Origin of the sequence: Pseudomonas sp. Kh14, from assembly GCF_900291005.1 — a bacterium.
In the GTDB taxonomy this organism is placed as follows: Bacteria; Pseudomonadota; Gammaproteobacteria; order Pseudomonadales; family Pseudomonadaceae; genus Aquipseudomonas; species Aquipseudomonas alloputida.
In genome coordinates this window covers 82,585-100,664 of sequence record NZ_OLKJ01000029.1, presented here as the reverse complement: position 1 = coordinate 100,664, position 18,080 = coordinate 82,585, and the positions used below count along the sequence as shown (strand labels likewise).

Annotated in this window: 16 protein-coding genes; 3 read left to right on the top strand and 13 right to left on the bottom strand. The window is 64.8% G+C overall.

The window, feature by feature from the left end; translation table 11 throughout:
* Positions 1–33 precede the first annotated feature (33 nt).
* From FQ668_RS15200 to FQ668_RS15145, 13 genes are all read right to left on the bottom strand, one after another.
* Complete coding sequence (locus FQ668_RS15200) at positions 34–816, bottom strand: cyclase family protein (RefSeq protein ID WP_019438615.1); 783 nt, start codon at positions 814–816, stop codon at positions 34–36.
* A complete protein-coding gene (locus tag FQ668_RS15195; RefSeq protein WP_019438616.1) occupies positions 813–1,799 on the bottom strand; it encodes an NAD-dependent epimerase/dehydratase family protein in 987 nt (328 codons plus the stop codon). Before FQ668_RS15195 ends, FQ668_RS15200 begins: the two co-directional genes overlap by 4 nt.
* Entirely contained in the window at positions 1,790–2,782 is a 993-nt protein-coding gene (locus FQ668_RS15190) for a fumarylacetoacetate hydrolase family protein (RefSeq protein ID WP_010954090.1), read from the bottom strand. Before FQ668_RS15190 ends, FQ668_RS15195 begins: the two co-directional genes overlap by 10 nt.
* Positions 2,779–3,351 carry a cupin domain-containing protein gene (locus tag FQ668_RS15185; protein ID WP_019438617.1) on the bottom strand — a complete coding sequence of 191 codons (573 nt, stop codon included), beginning with the start codon at positions 3,349–3,351 and terminating at the stop codon, positions 2,779–2,781. The genes FQ668_RS15190 and FQ668_RS15185 overlap by 4 nt, the downstream gene beginning before the upstream one ends.
* An 11-nt stretch (positions 3,352–3,362) precedes the next feature.
* Positions 3,363–3,527: a hypothetical protein gene (locus FQ668_RS28560; RefSeq protein WP_019438618.1), complete on the bottom strand. Its 165-nt coding sequence runs from the start codon at positions 3,525–3,527 to the stop codon at positions 3,363–3,365.
* Positions 3,524–4,714, bottom strand: coding sequence for an MFS transporter (locus FQ668_RS15180; RefSeq protein ID WP_014862037.1), 1,191 nt, complete (start codon positions 4,712–4,714; stop codon positions 3,524–3,526). Before FQ668_RS15180 ends, FQ668_RS28560 begins: the two co-directional genes overlap by 4 nt.
* Complete coding sequence (locus FQ668_RS15175) at positions 4,704–7,193, bottom strand: RND family transporter (protein WP_019438619.1); 2,490 nt, start codon at positions 7,191–7,193, stop codon at positions 4,704–4,706. The genes FQ668_RS15180 and FQ668_RS15175 overlap by 11 nt, the downstream gene beginning before the upstream one ends.
* Positions 7,194–7,196: 3 nt before the next feature.
* On the bottom strand, positions 7,197–8,258 hold the full coding sequence (locus tag FQ668_RS15170; protein WP_019438620.1) for a YCF48-related protein: 1,062 nt from the start codon (positions 8,256–8,258) through the stop codon (positions 7,197–7,199).
* A 54-nt stretch (positions 8,259–8,312) separates the two neighbouring features.
* Positions 8,313–9,680 carry a DUF1329 domain-containing protein gene (locus FQ668_RS15165; RefSeq protein ID WP_019438621.1) on the bottom strand — a complete coding sequence of 456 codons (1,368 nt, stop codon included), beginning with the start codon at positions 9,678–9,680 and terminating at the stop codon, positions 8,313–8,315.
* A gap of 14 nt (positions 9,681–9,694) precedes the next feature.
* On the bottom strand, positions 9,695–11,365 hold the full coding sequence (locus FQ668_RS15160; protein WP_019438622.1) for a DUF1302 domain-containing protein: 1,671 nt from the start codon (positions 11,363–11,365) through the stop codon (positions 9,695–9,697).
* Between the two features lie 86 nt (positions 11,366–11,451).
* Positions 11,452–12,576 (bottom strand): FAD-dependent oxidoreductase, encoded by a 1,125-nt coding sequence (locus tag FQ668_RS15155; protein ID WP_053867987.1) that lies wholly within the window; start codon positions 12,574–12,576, stop codon positions 11,452–11,454.
* A gap of 139 nt (positions 12,577–12,715) precedes the next feature.
* The gene (locus FQ668_RS15150) at positions 12,716–13,063 is read right to left on the bottom strand and encodes a Rieske 2Fe-2S domain-containing protein (protein WP_019438624.1); all 348 of its coding nucleotides are present in this window, start codon (positions 13,061–13,063) and stop codon (positions 12,716–12,718) included.
* A 3-nt stretch (positions 13,064–13,066) separates the two neighbouring features.
* Positions 13,067–14,008 carry a VOC family protein gene (locus FQ668_RS15145; protein WP_019438625.1) on the bottom strand — a complete coding sequence of 314 codons (942 nt, stop codon included), beginning with the start codon at positions 14,006–14,008 and terminating at the stop codon, positions 13,067–13,069.
* Between the two features lie 276 nt (positions 14,009–14,284).
* Here FQ668_RS15145 and FQ668_RS15140 point away from each other — a divergent pair, with 276 nt between their 5' ends.
* The 3 genes from FQ668_RS15140 to FQ668_RS15130 all read left to right on the top strand — a co-directional run bounded on the left by FQ668_RS15140 (position 14,285) and on the right by FQ668_RS15130 (position 18,078).
* Complete coding sequence (locus FQ668_RS15140) at positions 14,285–15,223, top strand: LysR family transcriptional regulator (RefSeq protein WP_019438626.1); 939 nt, start codon at positions 14,285–14,287, stop codon at positions 15,221–15,223.
* A 181-nt stretch (positions 15,224–15,404) separates the two neighbouring features.
* Positions 15,405–16,562 (top strand): S9 family peptidase, encoded by a 1,158-nt coding sequence (locus FQ668_RS15135; protein WP_014861071.1) that lies wholly within the window; start codon positions 15,405–15,407, stop codon positions 16,560–16,562.
* Positions 16,563–16,734: 172 nt separating this feature from the next.
* Positions 16,735–18,078 (top strand): amidohydrolase family protein, encoded by a 1,344-nt coding sequence (locus FQ668_RS15130; protein WP_019438627.1) that lies wholly within the window; start codon positions 16,735–16,737, stop codon positions 18,076–18,078.
* The last annotated feature ends 2 nt before the right edge of the window (positions 18,079–18,080 follow it).

Genomic DNA, 18,080 nt, shown 5'->3' with positions numbered 1-18,080 from the left:
CACGCCCCCTCCTCGCGGCCCATGGCTTTGTCCCTAATCGAAGATTGCTACCGCCCGGACGAAGCCGGCTGAGGCATGCCGGATCTTGTAAGGGAAGCAACTTACCAGAAACCCATCCGCCGGTAGCTGCTCCAGATTGGCCAGCTTCTCCATCTGCCCATAGCCGATATCACGCCCGGCCTTATGGCCCTCCCAAATGATCGAGGCGTCGCCCGTTTCACTGAAGCGTTCGCGGGTGAACTTGAATGGCGCATCCCAACTCCAGGCATCGGTACCGACCACCCTCACCCCGCGCTCCAGCAGGTACAAGGTCGCCTCGCGGCCCATCCCCACTCCGGCTTCGAGATAGCCAGGCTGGCCGAACATGCTGCCCGCGCGGGTGTTCACAAGTACGATGTCCAGCGGCTGCAGCTCATGACCAATACGCGCAAGCTCCGCCTCGACCTGCGCCGCAGTGACCACGTGGCCATCCGGCAAATGACGAAAATCCAGCTTCACCCCCGGCTGCAGGCACCACTCCAGCGGCAGTTCGTCGATGCCGAAGGCCGGCTTGCCACCGTCGGTGGTGGATGCGTAGTGCCAGGGCGCGTCCATGTGAGTACCGCTGTGAGTGGTGATCTGCAGGCGCTCCGCCGCCCAGGACTCGTCGCCCGGAAGGTCCTCCTTGCGCAGCCCGGGAAACATCGCGGCCATTTCCGGCCAACCCTGCTGATGATCCATATAATCGATCTTCGGCAGCAAAGGTGGCGGATCAGTGTAAGGGTTGTTGTCCAGGGTGACAGACAGGTCCAGCAAGCGACGTGTGTTCAAGCTCATACGAGGATTCCTTTGCGGATGGCCGCGCGACGGGTGTGGCGCGGCGGCAAGTCGAGGGCATTACGCAGCAGGCCGGCCACTGAACCGTCGTGGCAGAAGCCCAGTTCGCGGGCGAACGAGGTCCGCAACGGTGGGTAGCGGCCAAACAGGCTTTCGAGCTGGGGATCGGGGGCGAAGGCGATGCGCTCACGGTTGGCCTCGCCAACAACAGCCGCCAGCCCGGTCAGCACCTGGGCGATGGTCAAATGCAACACAGGCAGTTGCCAAACCCGCTGGCTGCCCGGCGCTTCCAGCTCGGCGGCGTGCAGCAGGTTGTCCACGCAACAACGGGCCGACATCCACCAGGCGCTCGCTTCGGGTGACACCGGGCAGGTGTAGGCCTCCCCGGCCACATAGGCGTGCAACAGGTCGCTCATGAACGCCGAGCGCAGACCATTCGGCTCGCGCGGGCGAGCAACGATACCGGGCAAGCGCAAGGCGCGGCCGTCAACCTCGCCACGCCGGGCAAGGTCCTGCAACGCGATCTCCACCATGCGTTTGTGCGCCGCATAGGACAGCTGCGGCGACGCTGGCTGGCCTTCGTACATGCGCGTCGGCAACTTGCCGCCGTACACCGCGACGCTGCTGGCGTACACCAGCACCGGTGGACAGAGGGGATTACGCAGTTGGTCGAGCAGCTCCAGGCTTGCTTGCAGGTTTACCTGGTAACCCCGTTCGTACTGCGCCTCGGCAGCGCCGCCAGGTACGCTGACGAGATGGAAGACCACATCGACACCGTCAGCCAGCACCCGACGCAGCAAGGCCGCGTCGGTGACGCTACCGTGATGACGACGCAGGCGCGCGTCTTCGGGCAGGCCATCCAGTGCCTGATCCAGCACCAGCAATGCCTCGATTCGCCGCCCGCGCAGCTCGCCCAGGTCCAGCAGGCGCTGCACCAACTGGCGCCCGACGAAGCCATTGGCGCCGGTGACCATCACTCGCATGGCCAGCCTCCCCGCACCACGCGCTGGTCAATGGCCCCGAACAGCACCTCGCCCTCGGGCCCGCGAGCCTCCATGCGCACCCGGTCGCCAAAGCGCATGAAGGCCGTGCGCGGCGCACCGCAGGCGATGGTTTCGATGGCGCGGCGCTCGGCGATGCACGCCGAGCCCACGCTGCGCTCGGCGTTGGACACGGTGCCGGAGCCGAGTAGCGTGCCCGCACTCAAGCGTCGCGTCAGCGCCGCATGGGCAATCAACTGGTGGAAACCGAAGTGCATGGCGCCGCCATGGGGATGGCCGAACCACTCGCCGTTCCAGTGCACGTGCAGCGGCAAGTGCACCCGGCCGTCGCGCCAGGCCTCGCCGAGTTCGTCCGGGGTGACCGCAACGGGCGCGAAACTGCTGGCGGGCTTGGCCTGGAGAAAGCCGAAGCCGGTCTTCATTTCCCGCGGTGCCAGGGCCCGCAGGCTGACATCGTTGAGTTGCAGGATCAGGCGAACATGCTGCAAGGCCTGCTCCGCCGGGCATCCCATGGGTACGTCGTCGAGCAACACCGCGAACTCGCCCTCGAAGTCGATGCCGTGGGCCTCGCTGGGCAAGGGTATGTCCGCGAGTGGCCCGAGAAAGTCATCGCTGGCACCCTGGTAAATCAGTGGGGTGTGCTCGACGCCTTCGATCGGGTCCAGGTTGAAGGCCTTCTGCATCAACGCGCCATGGCTGAGGAAGCACGAGCCATCCAGCCATTGGCTGGCACGCGGCAGGGGCGCAGCCAGTCGAGCGAGGTCGAGCGCGAAGGCACCCGCAACCGCATCGTCGTTGAGCTGCTGATACAGCGCCTGCAAGCGGGCTTCGACCTGGGGCCAGTTTTCCAGTGCGACCTGCAAGCTGGTGGCGATGTCGCTGGCATCGACCGCATGCCCGAGGTCACGGGCCACCACCAGCAGGCGACCATCGCGGCTGCCGTCGTCGAACGTGGCGAGCTTCATGGCAGCAGCTCCTTGAGCGTCTCGGCATAACGCCCACCGAGCAGGATGAAGACCATCCGGGCCATCTGTTCGCTGCGGTTGCTCCAGGCATGGTTGGTACCGCGCTGGACCACGATGTCGCCCCGTTTGAGGTGGACTTCGCCATCGTCCAGCACCAGCCAGACCTCGCCCTCGGTAACGATGCCGTAGTCCAGGGTTTCGGTGCGGTGCATCAGCTTGTGCTTCGAATCGGCTTTGCCCGTGCCGGCACTCGCCTCGCCGATCTCGGCGAAGGCAGCGGCTGCATCTTCGGCACTGACCTGGTTCTGCACGCTGTCGGGCGGTATGTCCACCACTCGAATCACGCTGCCCAGCGGGCCAGGGCTCAATTGCAGCGGCTGCGCTGTCGGATCATCGCCGTTGTCCAGTGTCGCCGGGCTGCCGACACTGTTCCAGACTTCGTAGAACAGGGTGCCAGGCACCGCCTTGAGTGGGAAGTTGTTCGGTGTCGGGCCGCAACTGGCGACGACCGCCTGGCCCTCGGCATCGTGGCCGGTGACTACACGTTTGAATGCAGGAAGCGATTGCATGCTGTCTCCTTTCAATTGCCGTCGCCGATGGTCGAGCCACCGTCGACAATAAGATTCTGTTCGCTGATGAACGCTGCGCCTTCAGCCATGGCCGGTAGGCGCGTGCTGGTCAGCCACATGGCGCTGCGCAGAGAGCGACTGGCACCGGCTCGCCCGCCAAGGAAAATTTCGTTCATCGTGCACCTGCCACCGTCACCGCACGCCGGTGGCGCATCAAGGACAGGCACACAGGCGCCAGCAGCAGTTGTCCGATGGCGACCAGCAGCAGTGCATGCGGCAGTTGCGTAGCCACACCAGCGGTCAATGCCAGGACGATCAATGGACTGACGAACTCACCCGCGAAAATCGCCGAAGTGAACCCACCCGTGGCACGGCCGCGCTGATCGAAGCCAACCTGCTGCATCACCAGGGTGATCAGCGTCGGCAGCAACAGGCCAACACCCAGGCCGTTGATCAGCACCGCCAGCACCACTGGCGCGTGGCTGCTCGCCAGCGCCATCAGGCCGCCACCGAGCCCCGCCGTGGCAAAGCCCAAGGCCAGCAACCGCCCAGCCGGCAAGCGCGCCAGTAAGCGAAAAGCCAGTGCGCCGGCCAACACGCCGAGCTGGTTGGCGCCCATGGCCAGGCCGACCTGACGGGGCGCATCTATGTGCAGTAACTGCAGCACGTAACCGGCCTGTACCGGGACGATGAACAGGCTGACGCCAGCCAGCACGGTGAGCAGGTATAACGGCGTCAGGGCCGCCCATGGAAAACGCGAATCGACGGTGGCTTCGCTGGCGGTCTGGCAGGCACGCGGCTCCCACAACAGCAGAGCCATCAAGGGCAGACACAGCGCACCCACCGCATAGAGGGTGAACGGTGTCCGCCAGTCGCTTTCCCCCAGCGCACCGCCCACGCCCATGAACAACGCTGCCGCCAATGAGGTGACCACCATCTGCAAAGCGAACAACCGCGCCCGGCGCTGGCCGTCGAAGTAGTCACCCATCAGCGTGGTGCAACAGGTCATGATGCCGGCTTCGGCCAAGCCGATGCCGGCGCGGCTGGCGACAATCAGCACCAGCGAATCCAGCCACAACGGCAACAAACCGCACAGGCTGTAGAGCAACATGCTCGCCAGCAGCAGTGCTCGCCGCCCCACTCGGTCTGCCAACACCCCGGCCAGCGGCGCCAACAAGGCTATGACCAGTGCCGGCAATGTCAGGGCCACCGGCACCAGCACGGCCACGCCCGGCGTCTCGGCAAAATGCGCGTGCATGCGGGGTAGCACCGGTGCGATGAGCACCGCCCCCAGGACGGGCAGGCAACTGCCGAACAGCAGCAAGGCAGCCTGGGCGCTTCCAGCGGTGCGTTCAGCGGCCATGGCTCACCTCCTCCAGCGGGCGAAAACTGGCGCCCTGCTCCAGCATCCCGCTGCTGTGCTCGCGCCTTGTGTGCTCATGCGCCGGCAATGCCAGCTGCTCGGTACAGGCCTTGCGGTGCGGCAACAGGAAGTAGGCCAACGCCGGCAGCAGGATCAATGCGCCGACCATGTTCCAGACGAACATGAATGCCAGCAGCACGCCCATGTCGGCCTGGAACTTGATCGGCGAGAAGATCCAGGTACCAACGCCGATGGCCAGGGTGATACCGGTGAGCATGACCACCTTGCCGGTGAACAACAGCGCGCGGTAATACGCCTGGGACAGGCTCGCGCCTTGGCGCAGCTGGGCCAGCACGATGCTCATCACATACAGCGCGTAGTCCACGCCGATGCCGACCCCAAGGGCGATCACCGGCAGGGTCGCCACCTTCACGCCAATGCCCAGCGCCACCATCAGCGCTTCGCAGAGGATCGAGGTGAGTACCAGCGGCAGCACCGCGCAGAGCACCGCGCGCCAGGAGCGGAAGGTCACCAGGCAGAGCACGATCACCGCGCCGTAGACCCACCAGAGCATGTCGCGGTTGGCCTGCTTGACCACCTGGTTGGTGGCAGCCTCGATGCCTGCACTGCCGGCAGCCATGAGGAAGCTGGCCTGCTCGCTGTCGTTGGCCTGGGCAAACGCCTGGACGCTGTCGACCACCCGCGCCAGGGTGTCGGCCTTGTGATCGGTCAGGTAGGCATAGAGCGTCAGCAGGCTGCAGTCGTCGTTGTACAGCCCGCGCGGGGCACCGGCGGTGACCATGTTCAGGGTCGCCTGGTTGTTGACCAGGTCATACCACTTCGGGCTGCCTTCGGAGAGGCCGACCAGCACCCGGCGGTTGAGCAGCGCCAACGAGTTTGTCGAGTCCACGCCCTGCAGGCCACGCAGTTGCCAGTCAAGGTCGTCCACGTGTTTCAAGGTGCCGTAGGCCGAACAGCCACCGGGGGCGGTGCGCACCATCACCGCGAACACATCGCTGCTGGCGCCGTAATGCCGGGTGACGAAGGCATTGTCGCGGTTGTAGCGCGAATCGGCGCGCAGCTCGGGAGCGCCGGCGTCGAGGTCGCCGACCTTCAGGTGCAGGCTCACGGCGTAGCCCCCGGCAGCCATCAGCGCAGCGACGGCGATGCACGCCGCCGCCCAGCGTCGGCGGGTGAACAGGTCGAGGAAGCGCCACACCGCATGCTTGCCCGCCCCGCTGGCCTCGGCCTCTTCGGCGCGCAGGCTGCGCCGCGCCGCACGGGCACTGACGCCCACGTAGGAAAGCAGCACCGGCAGCAGAATCAGGTTGGTGAAGATCAGCACCGCCACGCCCAGGCTGGCGATGACGGCCAGGTCCTGGATCACCTGTATCTGAATGATCATGAGCACAGCAAAACCGACCGCATCGCATAGCAGCGCGGTGAGCCCGGCCAGAAATAACCGGCGGAAGGTGAACCGCGCTGCCACAAGGCGATGCATACCGCGGCCGATGTCCTGCATGATGCCGTTCATTTTCTGGGCGCCATGGCTCATGCCAATGGCGAACACCAGGAACGGTACCAGCACCGAATAGGGGTCGAGCGCGTAACCCAGCAGTGGCAGCAGGCCGAGCTGCCAGATCACTGCCACCAGCGAACACACCACCACCAGTGCGGTGCTGCGCACACAGCGGGTGTACCAGTACAGCACGGCGGCGGTGATGGCAATGGCGGCGGCAAAGAACAGCAGGATCTGCCGCAGGCCGTCCATGAGGTCGCCGACGACCTTGGCGAAACCGGTGATGTGGATCTCCACCCCCTGCGCCTGGAAGCGCTCGCGCAGGGTTTCCAGCTCATGGGCGAAGGCCGTGTAGTCGAGGGCCTGGCCGTCCGGGGTCTTCTCCAGCAGCGGCACGTAGACAATGCTCGAACGCTGGTCGAAGGCTACCAGTTGACCAATCTCGTTGGAGCGTTCCACGTTGCGCTTGAGCGCTTCCAGGCTAGCGGCAGCGCCATCGTAGCCGTCGGGCACCACCGGGCCACCTTCCAGGCCCTCCTCGGTGACTCCGGTCCAGCGGGTGGACGGCGTCCACAGCGACTTCATCGCCGCACGGTCGACGCCAGGCAGCAGGTATACCGCGTCGTTGAGCTGCTGCAGGCTGTGCAGGTAGTCCTTGTCGTAGATGCTACCGCGCGGATTGGCCACGGCGATGCGCACCGCGTTGCCCAGGCCGGCGAGTTCCTGGCGGTGCTCCAGGTAGTTGTGAATGAACGGATGATCGCGCGGGATCATCTTCTCGAAGCTGGCATTGAGGGTCAGGCGCGAGGCCTGCCAGCCGAGCAGCAAGGTCGCCGCCAGGCACAGCAGCAACACCAGCACACGGTGGTTGAAGAGCGCACGTTCCAGCAGCGAGCCGGACGCGCTGTCGAAGTCGTCGAGATGGCCGCTGGAAGGCGCAGATGAATTCATGACGTGCATGGTTCAGTCCGTCGTGGTGGAAAGAGAGGAAGGTTCCAGGCGGCGCGCACCGGCCATGCCGACGGCGACGATGGAGCCATCGGCGGCGGTGGTAGCGGCGGTCAGTGGCAGGCCATCGGAGACCGCAACGGGCTGGGCGACAAAGGCGCCGAGGCCGCTGCGCAGGAGCATCCCTGCCTGGTTGGCGAGCAACAACTGGCCACCGGCGACGCGCAGGCCGTTGATCGATGCCGGAGTCGGGTTGGCTAGCGCCTGGAAACTGTCGCCACCGTCGTCAGAGGCGAACAGCGAACCGCGCAGGCCGCCGAGCAGCAGACGGCCATCAGGCAACACGGTGGCGGCGAAGTAGCTGCCATCGTAGGGCCCGTGCAGCGCCTCGAAATGCTCACCGCCATCACGCGAGCGAAGCAGCAGGCCCTGCTCGCCGGCGATGTACAACTGGTTGCCTTGGCGCGCCAGGGCATACAGGTGCAGTCCACGCCCGTTCGGCAGTCGGCCGATCTCCGACTGCCAGCTGCGCCCGCCGTCGGCTGTGCGCATGGCCACCCCGTAGGCACCGACGACCAGGCCGTTGCGGGCATCGGTGAAACTCAGTGCCAACAACGGCTTGTCCGCGCCGTCGGCCAGCAGCCGTTGCGCCGCCGCCAGGCGACGCTCGTCTGAGGCAGCCTCGGCTGCCTGCACCTCCAGGGCGGCGGCGCGCTTGCCGTCGAGCTGCACGCTCCAGTGCTCACCACCGTCCTGGCTGTGCAAGACCACGCCGGCATGGCCGACCGCCCAGCCGTTGCGGGCGTCGATGAACTGCACGGCGGTCAGGCTGACACCCACCGGCACGGCAGTGGCTTGGCGCCAGGTGGCACCATTGTCATCGGACAGCAGTACCACGCCACGTTCACCCACCGCGACCAGGCGTGCATCGGCCCGGGCCACATCCTGCAACACCGCACGCAAGGCCTGGGGGCCGTGCAGCGCGGGCTGCGCGAGCACATCCACGCTGTCACCGGCGAACGCCGGCGGCAGCCCGCAACAGGCTGCCAGCAGCCAGCCGTAGAGCATCTTGTTCATCGCACGCAACCTTTTGTTCTTAGAGTCGGTACAGCACCTGCGCAGCGCGCCTGCTCAGCGCACACCCTCGCCGGCCATGGCGTCGGCGGTGAACACCGAGTCCTTGTATGGCGGCACGATGCGGTACTGTTCGTTCTTGCCTGCGAACAGGTCACCGGCGAACCAGGCACCGGAGAGCAGGTCGTAGAAGCCGTTGGTCAAGGTCACCACGCCCGGCAGGTCAGGCAGCACCACCGGCGAGGTCCAGACCACCTTGGCCAACTGGTTGCGGGCGTCATAGCGCTCGCCCAGCACGGCAGCCCAGGTGTCTTCGTCGAGGTAGTAGGTGCTACGCGGCATCACATGGCGCTGGCCATTCTTCAGCGTCGCCTCCACCACCCACACACGGTGCAGCTCCCAGCGGATGGCGTCGGGGTTCAGGTGATGGGGGGCCAGCAGCGCCTCGGCGTTGCTGGCGGTGAACACCTTGTTGGCGTTGTAGGGGATGTACATCTCCTTCTTGCCCACCAGCTTCCAGTCGAAGCGGTCGAGACGACCGTTGAACACGTACAGCTCATCGAAGCTCATGACGCCGGCGGTGGCCGGGGTCGGCGTGTCACAGCAGGCGTTGGGCAGGCGACGCACACGGCGCTGACCAGGCAGGTAGGTCCAGACCGCTGCTTTGTCGGCGTTGAGGTTCTCAAGGCCGGTAATGGCCTCCCCGGCACGCAGGGGCGGGCCGTCGTTGGTCATGCGGATGGACCAGAACACACCCTTGTCGCCACTGCCACCGGGCAGGTACCAGGGCATCTGCAAATCGGCCCGCGAGTCATTGGTGAGCACGTGCTTGCCGTCGGCGGTGGTCAGGTACTGATTGAAGCTGGCGTGCCAGGACGCACCCCGCCAACGCAGCAGGTGGTTCCACATGGCTTCCACGCCATTGGCCGGGATCGGGAACGGGATGCCGCCGGATGCGCCTTCGGGCATGGGGCCGGCGGGGCCGTCCACCAGCTTGCCGCTGGTGGCGTTGGCGAGGGTAGCGTCGTACACCGACTGTGGAGCGGCAGCGCTGCGGCGCGTCGGGTAGACGTCGAGACGATAGCTGTCCGGGTACTTCTTCAGCATCGCCTGGATGCCCGGCGTCAGCTTGTCGGCATACTGCGCCATGTTCTGCGCGGTGATGCTCAACAGCCGCTTGTCGCTGGCGAACGGATCGCCACGCTTGCCGCCTTCCTTGTAGGCCGGGTCGGCCTGGATGTAGCCACCGGTCCAGGAAGGAATGCTGCCATCCGCGTTGCCGGCCCGCTCGCCACCGAGCGGGGTCAGGCTGGTCTTGAGCATGGCCGCCTGCTCGGCGGGCACTGCGGCAACGGCGCCGTGGGCCAATAGCAGCGAGGCACTCAGGGCAGTGAGCAGGGAAACGACTTTATTATTGTGTTTCATCGGGTGGTCCTCGGTCAGAAGGTGCGGCTGACAGTGAAGGCGATGAAGTCGCGGTCTTTGAGCGACTGTTCGAAGGTGTAGTGGTTATCGGCGTCGAGGAAGGTGTTCTCCGGGCCGTAGTAGTGCGTGTAGGTCAGGCCCAAACTCCAGGTGTTGAGGTAGTTGCCTTTCAGGCCGATGTTCAGGTCACCGCCATGATCGGTGCCAAAACCGGTGCCCAGCGCCATCGACGCGCCGTTGGTGTAGCTCGCGCCGATCGGCACCGACAGGTCGAGACCCGGTAAGATCTGCCGGTACATCGGTTCGAACACCAGGCGCAGGCTGGTGGCGTCACGGTCGGCGTTAGGGTCAACGGCATCGGCGTTCTTGCTCACGCTCATCACCCGGTTCCAGGCGATTTCGCCGAGGAAGCTCGACTCGGCAGCGATGAAGTTCGGCTCCAGGCTGGCAAGCCAGGAGACGTTGGCGTGCAGCGTGCGGCCGGTGGCGTAAACCGGGTTATCGTCATTGTCGATCGCCTCGCCCACGGCCAACGCATGCTGGTTGGTCGAGGCCAACGGCTGGTTCCAGCGCGTTGACAACTCACCGGCGAGGTTGAAGTTGCCAACGGTGGTGGAGAAGCTCGCACCGAACGCCTCGATACCCTCGGGATACACCCAGTAGAACTCGCCGGCCTTGCCGCTGACCGGGTCGAGGTTGGCGAAGTCCGGACGTACGTTGAGTTGCGGTGACTTGTCGTGGAAACGGATGGCGTATAGGCCCCAGTCGACAGTCTCAGTGCGCCAGCGCACCTGCATGCCGCCCTGCCCTGAGTCCTTGGCTTGCTTGTCGTTGCCGTGGAAGAACGCCAGAGGTTGGCCACCGGGGAACACCGGCGCGCCGACGAACATGCGCTCGGCGCCATCGCCAAAGAAGTCGTCTGTGGAGAAATAGCTACCCGCTGCCGGCAGGCGGTTGGCCTCCCACTCGAACTGGTAGTAGGCCCCCACCGACACATCCGGCGTCAGTTGGAGTTGTCCGGAAATCTGCTGTACCGGACGGATCAGTTCCTTGAACTGCGTGTTGGGTACCGACAGCCCCTTGACCACGTCCACCGGAGCCATGCCGCCAGCAATGCCGTTCATGCCAAAGAACAGGCTCTCGCCCCACTGCATGGCGTATTGACCCAAACGGCCGGACAGCGGCATGTCGCCGATCTCGGTCTTGCCGAAGATAAAGGCGTCGAGCAGCTCGCCCTTGCGTCCATGCAGCTTGCGCGTGTCGTCGGTGAACGCGTCGTAGTCGACCGAATAACTGTTGGCACGGCCAGGGTCGTTGTTGTCAGTCCCTTGGTTGTAGACATCGTCGTACCAGGCCGCGCCGCTGACCCGTGCGCCGACGTTGTTGTAAGTAATGTCCAGTTCCGACAGCAGGTCGAGGCGGTTGGAGATCAGGCCTTTGTCGAAGTTGCGGTCACCGTCGTCCAGGTTCAGCGCGGTCTGCCCTTCGGTGAGCTTGCTGCTCGCGTCCTGTGTACGCCAGGCGGCGCTGTATTTCAGCGTATTGTCCCAGCGCACCCGCAGGTCGGGGTTGCCGGTATCGAATTCGAAGGCCTGCGCCTGGCTTGCGGCCAGCGCGACAAGCGCCAGGCTGAGGGGCTTGAGCGCCGGTAACGGCCGTGTGAATGCACCTTTGCGAGTCAACATCGGGGTTTCCTCTTTCTTTTTATTGTGCGTCGGTGTTGGCATAGGGCCGGCGCGCCGACAAGGCAGGGCGTGCCGGGTACGGGGAGTCAGATCGGCTGCGCGGTGACCTCCAGCATGCGCTTGACCAGGCCGATGCGGTCGAAGGAAGGATCGCGCTGGATCTCCTTCACACCTGCCAGCAGGGACATTTCGCTGATGAACTTGCAGCGCTCGAAACGCCGGCCCATGAAACGCTGCAATTGCGCGTCGAGGCTGCCACCCGCGGTGAGTTCTTCGGCGAGCACCACGGCGTCCTCAATGGCCATGCCAGCCCCCTGCCCCAGGTGTGGCGTGGTGGCATGGGCGGCATCCCCGATCAGCAGCACTCGACCGCAGTACCAGGGTTCGTCGACAAACACCGCTTCAAGCGGCTTGTAAACGACCCCGGCGTTGTCGACGATCTGCTCGCGCAATTCGCCGATCAGCCCGCCGAAACCGGCCAGGCGCTGGCGAAGGCCATCAGCCAAAGCGGCCGGTTCCATCCAGGGGTTACCCGGCTCGTGGGAGGTGGTGAAGAGGTACATCAGGTCATCGGCCAGCGGAACCAGCCCCGCGTTGCCAGAGGGCCCTTGGTAGTTGGCAAGGTGGTCGATACCTGCCGCACGCGGGAAGTTGTAGCGCCACACCGACTGCCCGGTGAAACGCGGCTGATAACGATCACCGAACAGCACGCTGCGGACTTTCGAGAACAACCCGTCGGCGCCGACCATGAGACCGTAGCGCCCCTGGCTGCCATCGGTGAACAACACGTCCACTGCGCTGTCGTCTTGCTCGAAGCTTTCCACCGAGGTGCCCAGGCGCACCTGGGTGCCCAGTTCGATGGCAGTTTCGCTCAACACCTTGTGCAGGGCGCGGCGCGAGATACCCACATTGGCCGGATACTGCGGACCGGCGAGGCGCTGGCCTGGGATGCGCGCCAGTTGCTGCCCTTCGGTGGTATAGATGGCCACGTCCTCGAAGGCGTAGGCGGCATCAAGGTAGGCTTCGAGCAGGCCCAGCCGGTGCATCTCGCGCACCACATTGCTCTGTTGAATGATGCCGACACCGTAGACGGTCCACTCGGTTTTCAGCTCGACCAGATCGACGGCGATGCCGTTGCGGCGCAAGGCGATGGCGGCACACAGCCCGCCAATTCCACCGCCCACGATCAACACGTTGTTCACAGTATTCATGGCATGTCTCACGTTTTGTTCTTGTTGTGCGCCCCGTCATGCAGGGCGGCCGTTTCCTGTGCCTATGCACAGCTTCCCGCCTGCGCCGGTCCATGACCAATCGCGTCGCGGGATGCGACCTATCGCGCGGCGCGATAGGTCAGCGATCGAGCTGCTCCAGCGGCAATAGCAGCCAGCCGTCCGCTTCCTTGTGATCAAGTGCCTCCAAGGCTTCGCCTCGGCAGGGGCCGTGAACGCAAGTGCCGTCTTCGGGCGTGAAGCGCGCGCCGTGGGCGTAGCAGACGATCCACTGGCCATCGGCGCTCAAAAAGCGGTTCTTGCGGTACTCCATGGGCACCATCAAATGCGGGCACAGGTTGCGGTAGACGCGTACCTGGCCCAGGTACCGAAGGGCGAACAGGCTGTCCGCGCCCCTGCCCTGTGGGTCGAAACCGCGCGCTTGACCCTCGCCCAGCTCATCGAGCCGGCACAGCTCCACCCACGCCATGTTTCAACTCTGCTTCGCAGGTGGGCCGCTGGGTGCCCATTTCTCCCGCGAGGCGAACAGGAACAGCTGCGAGTTGTCGGCCGACATCGGCGCCTGACGCGCCGCCCATGCGTCATCGTGCTTGTCCATGTCGGCGTCGTACTCGATGTGGCAGCCCAGCGGGCTGTTGAAGTACCAGAACCAGTTGGAACCCAGCAGATGTCGGCCAGGGCCCCAGAAGCTGGTCCAGCCCTGCTGCTGGAAACGCGTACCGGCCAGCAGGACCTCGGTGCCGCTGCCCATATGGAAGGTGAAGTGCTCGCAACCCTGCATGTGCGGTGGGGTCTGGATCATGAACAGGCAGTGGTGATCGTCCATGGCGGCGGTGCGCATGAACGGGCCGACGCCGATGAAGCTGTCGGTGGTGACGAAGCCCAGGCGATCGCGGTAGAACGCTTCGCCCTTGGCCGCATCGGGTACGAAGTACACCACGTGGGACAAGGTGCGCGGCAACGCCGGCATGTCCGGGGCAATGCCCAGCTGGTTGATCGGGCGCTGCGGTGCGCTACCGGGGGCGTTGGTAAGGTCGGCCGGCGCGTCGAAGGGGCGACGGCAGGTCACCTGGAAGGCAATGGCAAAGCCCAGGTCGTCGAAGGTGTGCAACGCGCCGCTGGCGTCGCGCCGCACTTCGCGATCACGGCCCAGCTCGTCGGCGATGGCCGCCAGATCGGTGCTCGACGCGACGCCGTAAACGGTCTCGCGCAGCGATGGGGTCGGCCCGAGCGCCGCCGGCAGGCCAGGGTCGTCGCCGCGGCGGATAATGATCGAGGTGCCGTCCAGCGCCTCGAAACGGCCACCGTCGCCGTCCAGTTGAACGGCATCGAGGCCATAGTCACGCAGGCAATCGGCACAGGCCTGGATATCGTCGACGCCAAACACCAGCGCGTCGAGACCAAGAATATTCATGGCTACCACTCCATTGAAATTGTTATTCGGCGAGGCAGGTCACCGGTAGTGGGTCGCGGCGGCACATCGGCCGTACGACTGGCGTGCAGGTTGCTCGGTGGCGGGGTGGCGTGACCAATCGCGAGTCAGAATGCGAGGCATCGGCAATCGCGATACCTGGGCCACAGCCCATGTGCTGTGGCGTTGGCTCGGTATCGTGGCTTGAAGGTCTTGACGTATCGGCAATGCAGCGGGAAGGTATCGCGAAAATAACTACAAGAACCGAGAGCTATCACCATGCGCTTTCACCACCTGGACTTGAACCTGCTGGTTGCCCTGGACATCCTGCTCGAGGAGCAAAACATCACACGCGCCGCCGAGCGCCTGCACATGACTCAATCGGCCACCAGTGGCGTGCTGGGGCGTTTGCGAACGTTTTTCGAGGATGAGTTGCTGGTGCAGGTCGGCCGCAAGATGCAGCCCACTCCCTATGCTCTGGAACTGGCCAAGCCGGTACGCGAGGTGCTGCTGACCATTCGCGCCTCGATAACGGCCAAGCCGGTGTTCGATCCGGCCGCCAGCAAGCGACACTTCCGCCTGGTGGCCTCGGACTACCTGATCAGTGTGGTATTCGCTCAAGTCATCCAGAAAATCCATCAGGAGGCGCCGCACATTACCTTCGAGATGATCGGCCCAGGCGACAGTAGCGCCGAATTGCTGATGCGCGGCGAGGTCGACATGATGATCGTGCCCGAGCGCTATCTCATCGAGGGCCATCCGGCGCAGCTGCTGTTCGAGGAAGATCATGTCTGCGTGGTGTGGCGCGACAACCCCGAGGTGGGCGAGCATCTGACACTTGAGCAGTACATGCAGATGGGCCACATTTCGGTGGGCTTTGGCCGCAACCGCCACTTGAGCATCGAGGACTGGTTCATGAACCAGTACGGCTTCAATCGGCGGCTGGAAGTCATCACCAACGACTTCAACACCCTGCCCCAGTTGTTGGTGGGCACCGTTCGGGTCGCCACCATGCACCGCCGACTGGCCGAACTCTATGCCGGCTACCTGCCGTTGCGCCTGTTGCCACCGCCAGTGAAGATCCCGGTTATGCGTGAATTCATGCTGTGGCACCGCAGCATGGACGGCGACCCCATGCACAGATGGCTTCGCGAGCGCATCAGCGATGTCATTCAGTGCGCCAGCACGCAGCCAGATGCTCTGCGCGCCACCGCCTGAGCTGTGACCATCGCCCCAGACACCGCGACGGTGCTGGGGCATCGCGTTTCGCGATACCTCGCATCCCTGATCACGATTGGCCCCACCCTGCCCTGCCTGCGTACCTTGCCTTCAAACCGCGCCCTGCCTGCCTGTCGCTCAAGTGGGCGCCGGACTCCACGACCGCAGAAGGACAACAAGAATGTTCCGTTACTTCCCCACCAATTACGTCTGGAACCTCTCGGTGGACCTGGCCATTGAAATGGGTGCCCGCATGGGTGAAATCGAGGAAATGTGCGCACCGCTGCAGGAAGCCGCCAAACAGCCCGACGCCGCCGGCACCCAGGCCTTCCGGGAAATATGGTCGACCATGGCCGACAAGCTGTGCGGCTTGGCCGAAGAGGACGAAACCGCCGGCCGACGCTTGTCCGCCGGCGAAAAATACAACCGCGCGGCCACCTATTACCTCACCTGCGAACGCTTGCAGGCCCACGGCGCGCCGGGTCGTGCGGCCTTGTATCAGCGCTTCCTCGACACCTTCGCCCGTGGCATCGATTTGGCCAAGGAGAACTGTGAGCGCGTAGAGATCCCGTATGAAGGCAAGCACCTCTCGGGACTGCTGGTGCGCGCAGAAGGCGTGAGTGGCCCGGCACCGCTGCTGGTGCAAGTCAACGGGCTGGATTCGACCAAGGAAATGAAATACCGCGTCGGCCTGCCTGCTTGGCTGGCCAGGCGAGGCGTGTCGTCGCTGATTGTCGACCAGCCCGGCACCGGCGAAGCGCTTCGCCTCCACGGCATGACGGCACGCCATGACAGCGAACACTGGGCCAGCCGCATAGTGGACTGGCTGGAAACCCGCGCTGATGTCGATGCCAAGCGCATCGGCCTGGAAGGCGTTTCCCTGGGCGGCTACTACTGTCCGCGCGCAGTGGCGTTCGAACCGCGCTTTGCTTGCGGCGTGGTGTGGGGCGCCAACCACGACTGGCGCGACGTGCAGAAGCGTCGCCTGGAGAAGGAAGGCAACTTCCCGGTGCCACACTACTGGGCGCACGTGCAATGGGTCTGGGGGGCGAAGGACCTGGACGACTTCATGCGCATCGCCGAAAACGTACACCTCGACGGTGTACTCGACCGCATCCACGTACCTTTCCTGGTTACCCACGGCGAGAAAGACTCGCAGATCCCGCTCAAATGGGCACACCGCACCTACGAGCAACTGGTCAACAGCCCGAAACGCGAACTGAAGATTTTCACTGACCGTGAAGGCGGCGTGCAGCATTCGAGCTTCGACAACAGCATCAATGCCGGGCACTACATCGCCGACTGGATCGCCGAAACCCTTGGCGGCCACACGGCCTGATCGGCGCTGCCGGCCCTGGCTTGGGCGGCGCCGATTGGCGCCGTTCTCGTTTCTGCGCCAGAGAGCGCCAGGTATCGATGCCATCGATACCTGGCCATCAATAGCATCTGTTGGTGCCGGGCAGTCGCCACAGCCTAGCCTTGCACCACCCCCAAGATGAGAGAGCTCACCAATGAGTGCCCTGCACCTGCACTGCTCCACCCTGTTCGACGGCACTGGCCTGCACACCCGCCAACGACAGACATTGATCATCGAAGGCAGCGTGATCCGCCATGTCGGGCCATCCGCCGAGGCACCCCGTCCGCAACCCGGCGACCGTGAAGCCCACGGCCAGTTCGTCATGCCCGGGCTGGTGGACGTGCACACCCACCTGGCGTTTGGCAATGCCCAGAGCGAGGAAGACATCGACATCTGGACCAGCGACGAGTTTCGCGCCCTGCGGGGGCTGTTCTTCGCCCAGCACGTTCTGGCTGCCGGCGTGACGTCCATGGTCTGCCCTGGCGACAGTGGCCAACTCAGCATTGCCGTGCGCAATACGGTCAACGCCGGACTGTTCGAAGGCCCTCGTATCGCTGCAAGCAGCCGAGTGATCACCAATCGACAGAGCCTGAACGACTGGTTCCCAAGCCGCGTCGGCGCCCCTGAGTACTTCACCGCCGCGCTGGTCACCAGCCGTGACGATGCCATTGCCCAGATCCGCAAGCAGGCCAAGGACGGCGTGGACCTGATCAAGATCGCCATGGACGGCACTCACCGTCGCCCCAACGGCGAAATCATCGCCGCTTTCACCGCCGACGAGACCCGTGAGATGGTCTACGAAGCTCATCGCCTCGGCTGCCGGGTGGCTACCCACGCCTATGGCCGAGAAGCGGTGATGTACGCGGCCAAGGCTGGCGTCGACCTAGTGTTCCACGCCTTCTACATGGATGACGCCTGCATCGAAGCGCTGCTTGAGGCTGGCAGCGTGCTCGCTCCGACCATGACCTTCCCGCAGAACACCGTGGACTTCTGCCAGCCCCATGACCCCGCGATCAGCACCGGCTACGCCGCCTACTGCGCCCGGACCCTCGAGCTCGGCGCGCCGGTACTCAAGCGTGCCAAGGCCGCCGGCGTACCCTTCGCCTGCGGCAGCGACAGCGGCTTTGCTGTCACACCCTATGGCGAATGGCACGCTCGCGAACTGGAGCTGCTGGTACGGCATCTGGACTTCACCCCGGCCGAAGCGTTATTCGCCGCAACCCATGTCGGCGCACGCTTGATGCCGCGCGGCGAGACGCTCGGCACCCTGGAACCGGGCAAACAGGCCGATCTGCTGGTGCTCGACGGTTCGCCCCTGGACGACATCCGCATCCTTCAAGACCGCGATCGGCTGCAGGCGGTGTACAAGGCCGGCGAGCCGGTACGGCTGCAACGCACCGCCTACAACCCCAAGCAGGTGTCGGACTTCAATTCGCTGAAATGGACCGACCTCTACACCCGCGACCGCGTGTCCGAACTCGGCAAATGGAGGCTGTGAGC

Coding starts and splice junctions, on each gene's coding strand:
- FQ668_RS15200 (WP_019438615.1), bottom strand. CDS start 816: ATGAGCTTGAACACACGTCGCTTGCTGGACCTGTCTGTCACCCTGGAC.
- FQ668_RS15195 (WP_019438616.1), bottom strand. CDS start 1,799: ATGCGAGTGATGGTCACCGGCGCCAATGGCTTCGTCGGGCGCCAGTTG.
- FQ668_RS15190 (WP_010954090.1), bottom strand. CDS start 2,782: ATGAAGCTCGCCACGTTCGACGACGGCAGCCGCGATGGTCGCCTGCTG.
- FQ668_RS15185 (WP_019438617.1), bottom strand. CDS start 3,351: ATGCAATCGCTTCCTGCATTCAAACGTGTAGTCACCGGCCACGATGCC.
- FQ668_RS28560 (WP_019438618.1), bottom strand. CDS start 3,527: ATGAACGAAATTTTCCTTGGCGGGCGAGCCGGTGCCAGTCGCTCTCTG.
- FQ668_RS15180 (WP_014862037.1), bottom strand. CDS start 4,714: ATGGCCGCTGAACGCACCGCTGGAAGCGCCCAGGCTGCCTTGCTGCTG.
- FQ668_RS15175 (WP_019438619.1), bottom strand. CDS start 7,193: ATGCACGTCATGAATTCATCTGCGCCTTCCAGCGGCCATCTCGACGAC.
- FQ668_RS15170 (WP_019438620.1), bottom strand. CDS start 8,258: ATGAACAAGATGCTCTACGGCTGGCTGCTGGCAGCCTGTTGCGGGCTG.
- FQ668_RS15165 (WP_019438621.1), bottom strand. CDS start 9,680: ATGAAACACAATAATAAAGTCGTTTCCCTGCTCACTGCCCTGAGTGCC.
- FQ668_RS15160 (WP_019438622.1), bottom strand. CDS start 11,365: ATGTTGACTCGCAAAGGTGCATTCACACGGCCGTTACCGGCGCTCAAG.
- FQ668_RS15155 (WP_053867987.1), bottom strand. CDS start 12,576: ATGAATACTGTGAACAACGTGTTGATCGTGGGCGGTGGAATTGGCGGG.
- FQ668_RS15150 (WP_019438624.1), bottom strand. CDS start 13,063: ATGGCGTGGGTGGAGCTGTGCCGGCTCGATGAGCTGGGCGAGGGTCAA.
- FQ668_RS15145 (WP_019438625.1), bottom strand. CDS start 14,008: ATGAATATTCTTGGTCTCGACGCGCTGGTGTTTGGCGTCGACGATATC.
- FQ668_RS15140 (WP_019438626.1), top strand. CDS start 14,285: ATGCGCTTTCACCACCTGGACTTGAACCTGCTGGTTGCCCTGGACATC.
- FQ668_RS15135 (WP_014861071.1), top strand. CDS start 15,405: ATGTTCCGTTACTTCCCCACCAATTACGTCTGGAACCTCTCGGTGGAC.
- FQ668_RS15130 (WP_019438627.1), top strand. CDS start 16,735: ATGAGTGCCCTGCACCTGCACTGCTCCACCCTGTTCGACGGCACTGGC.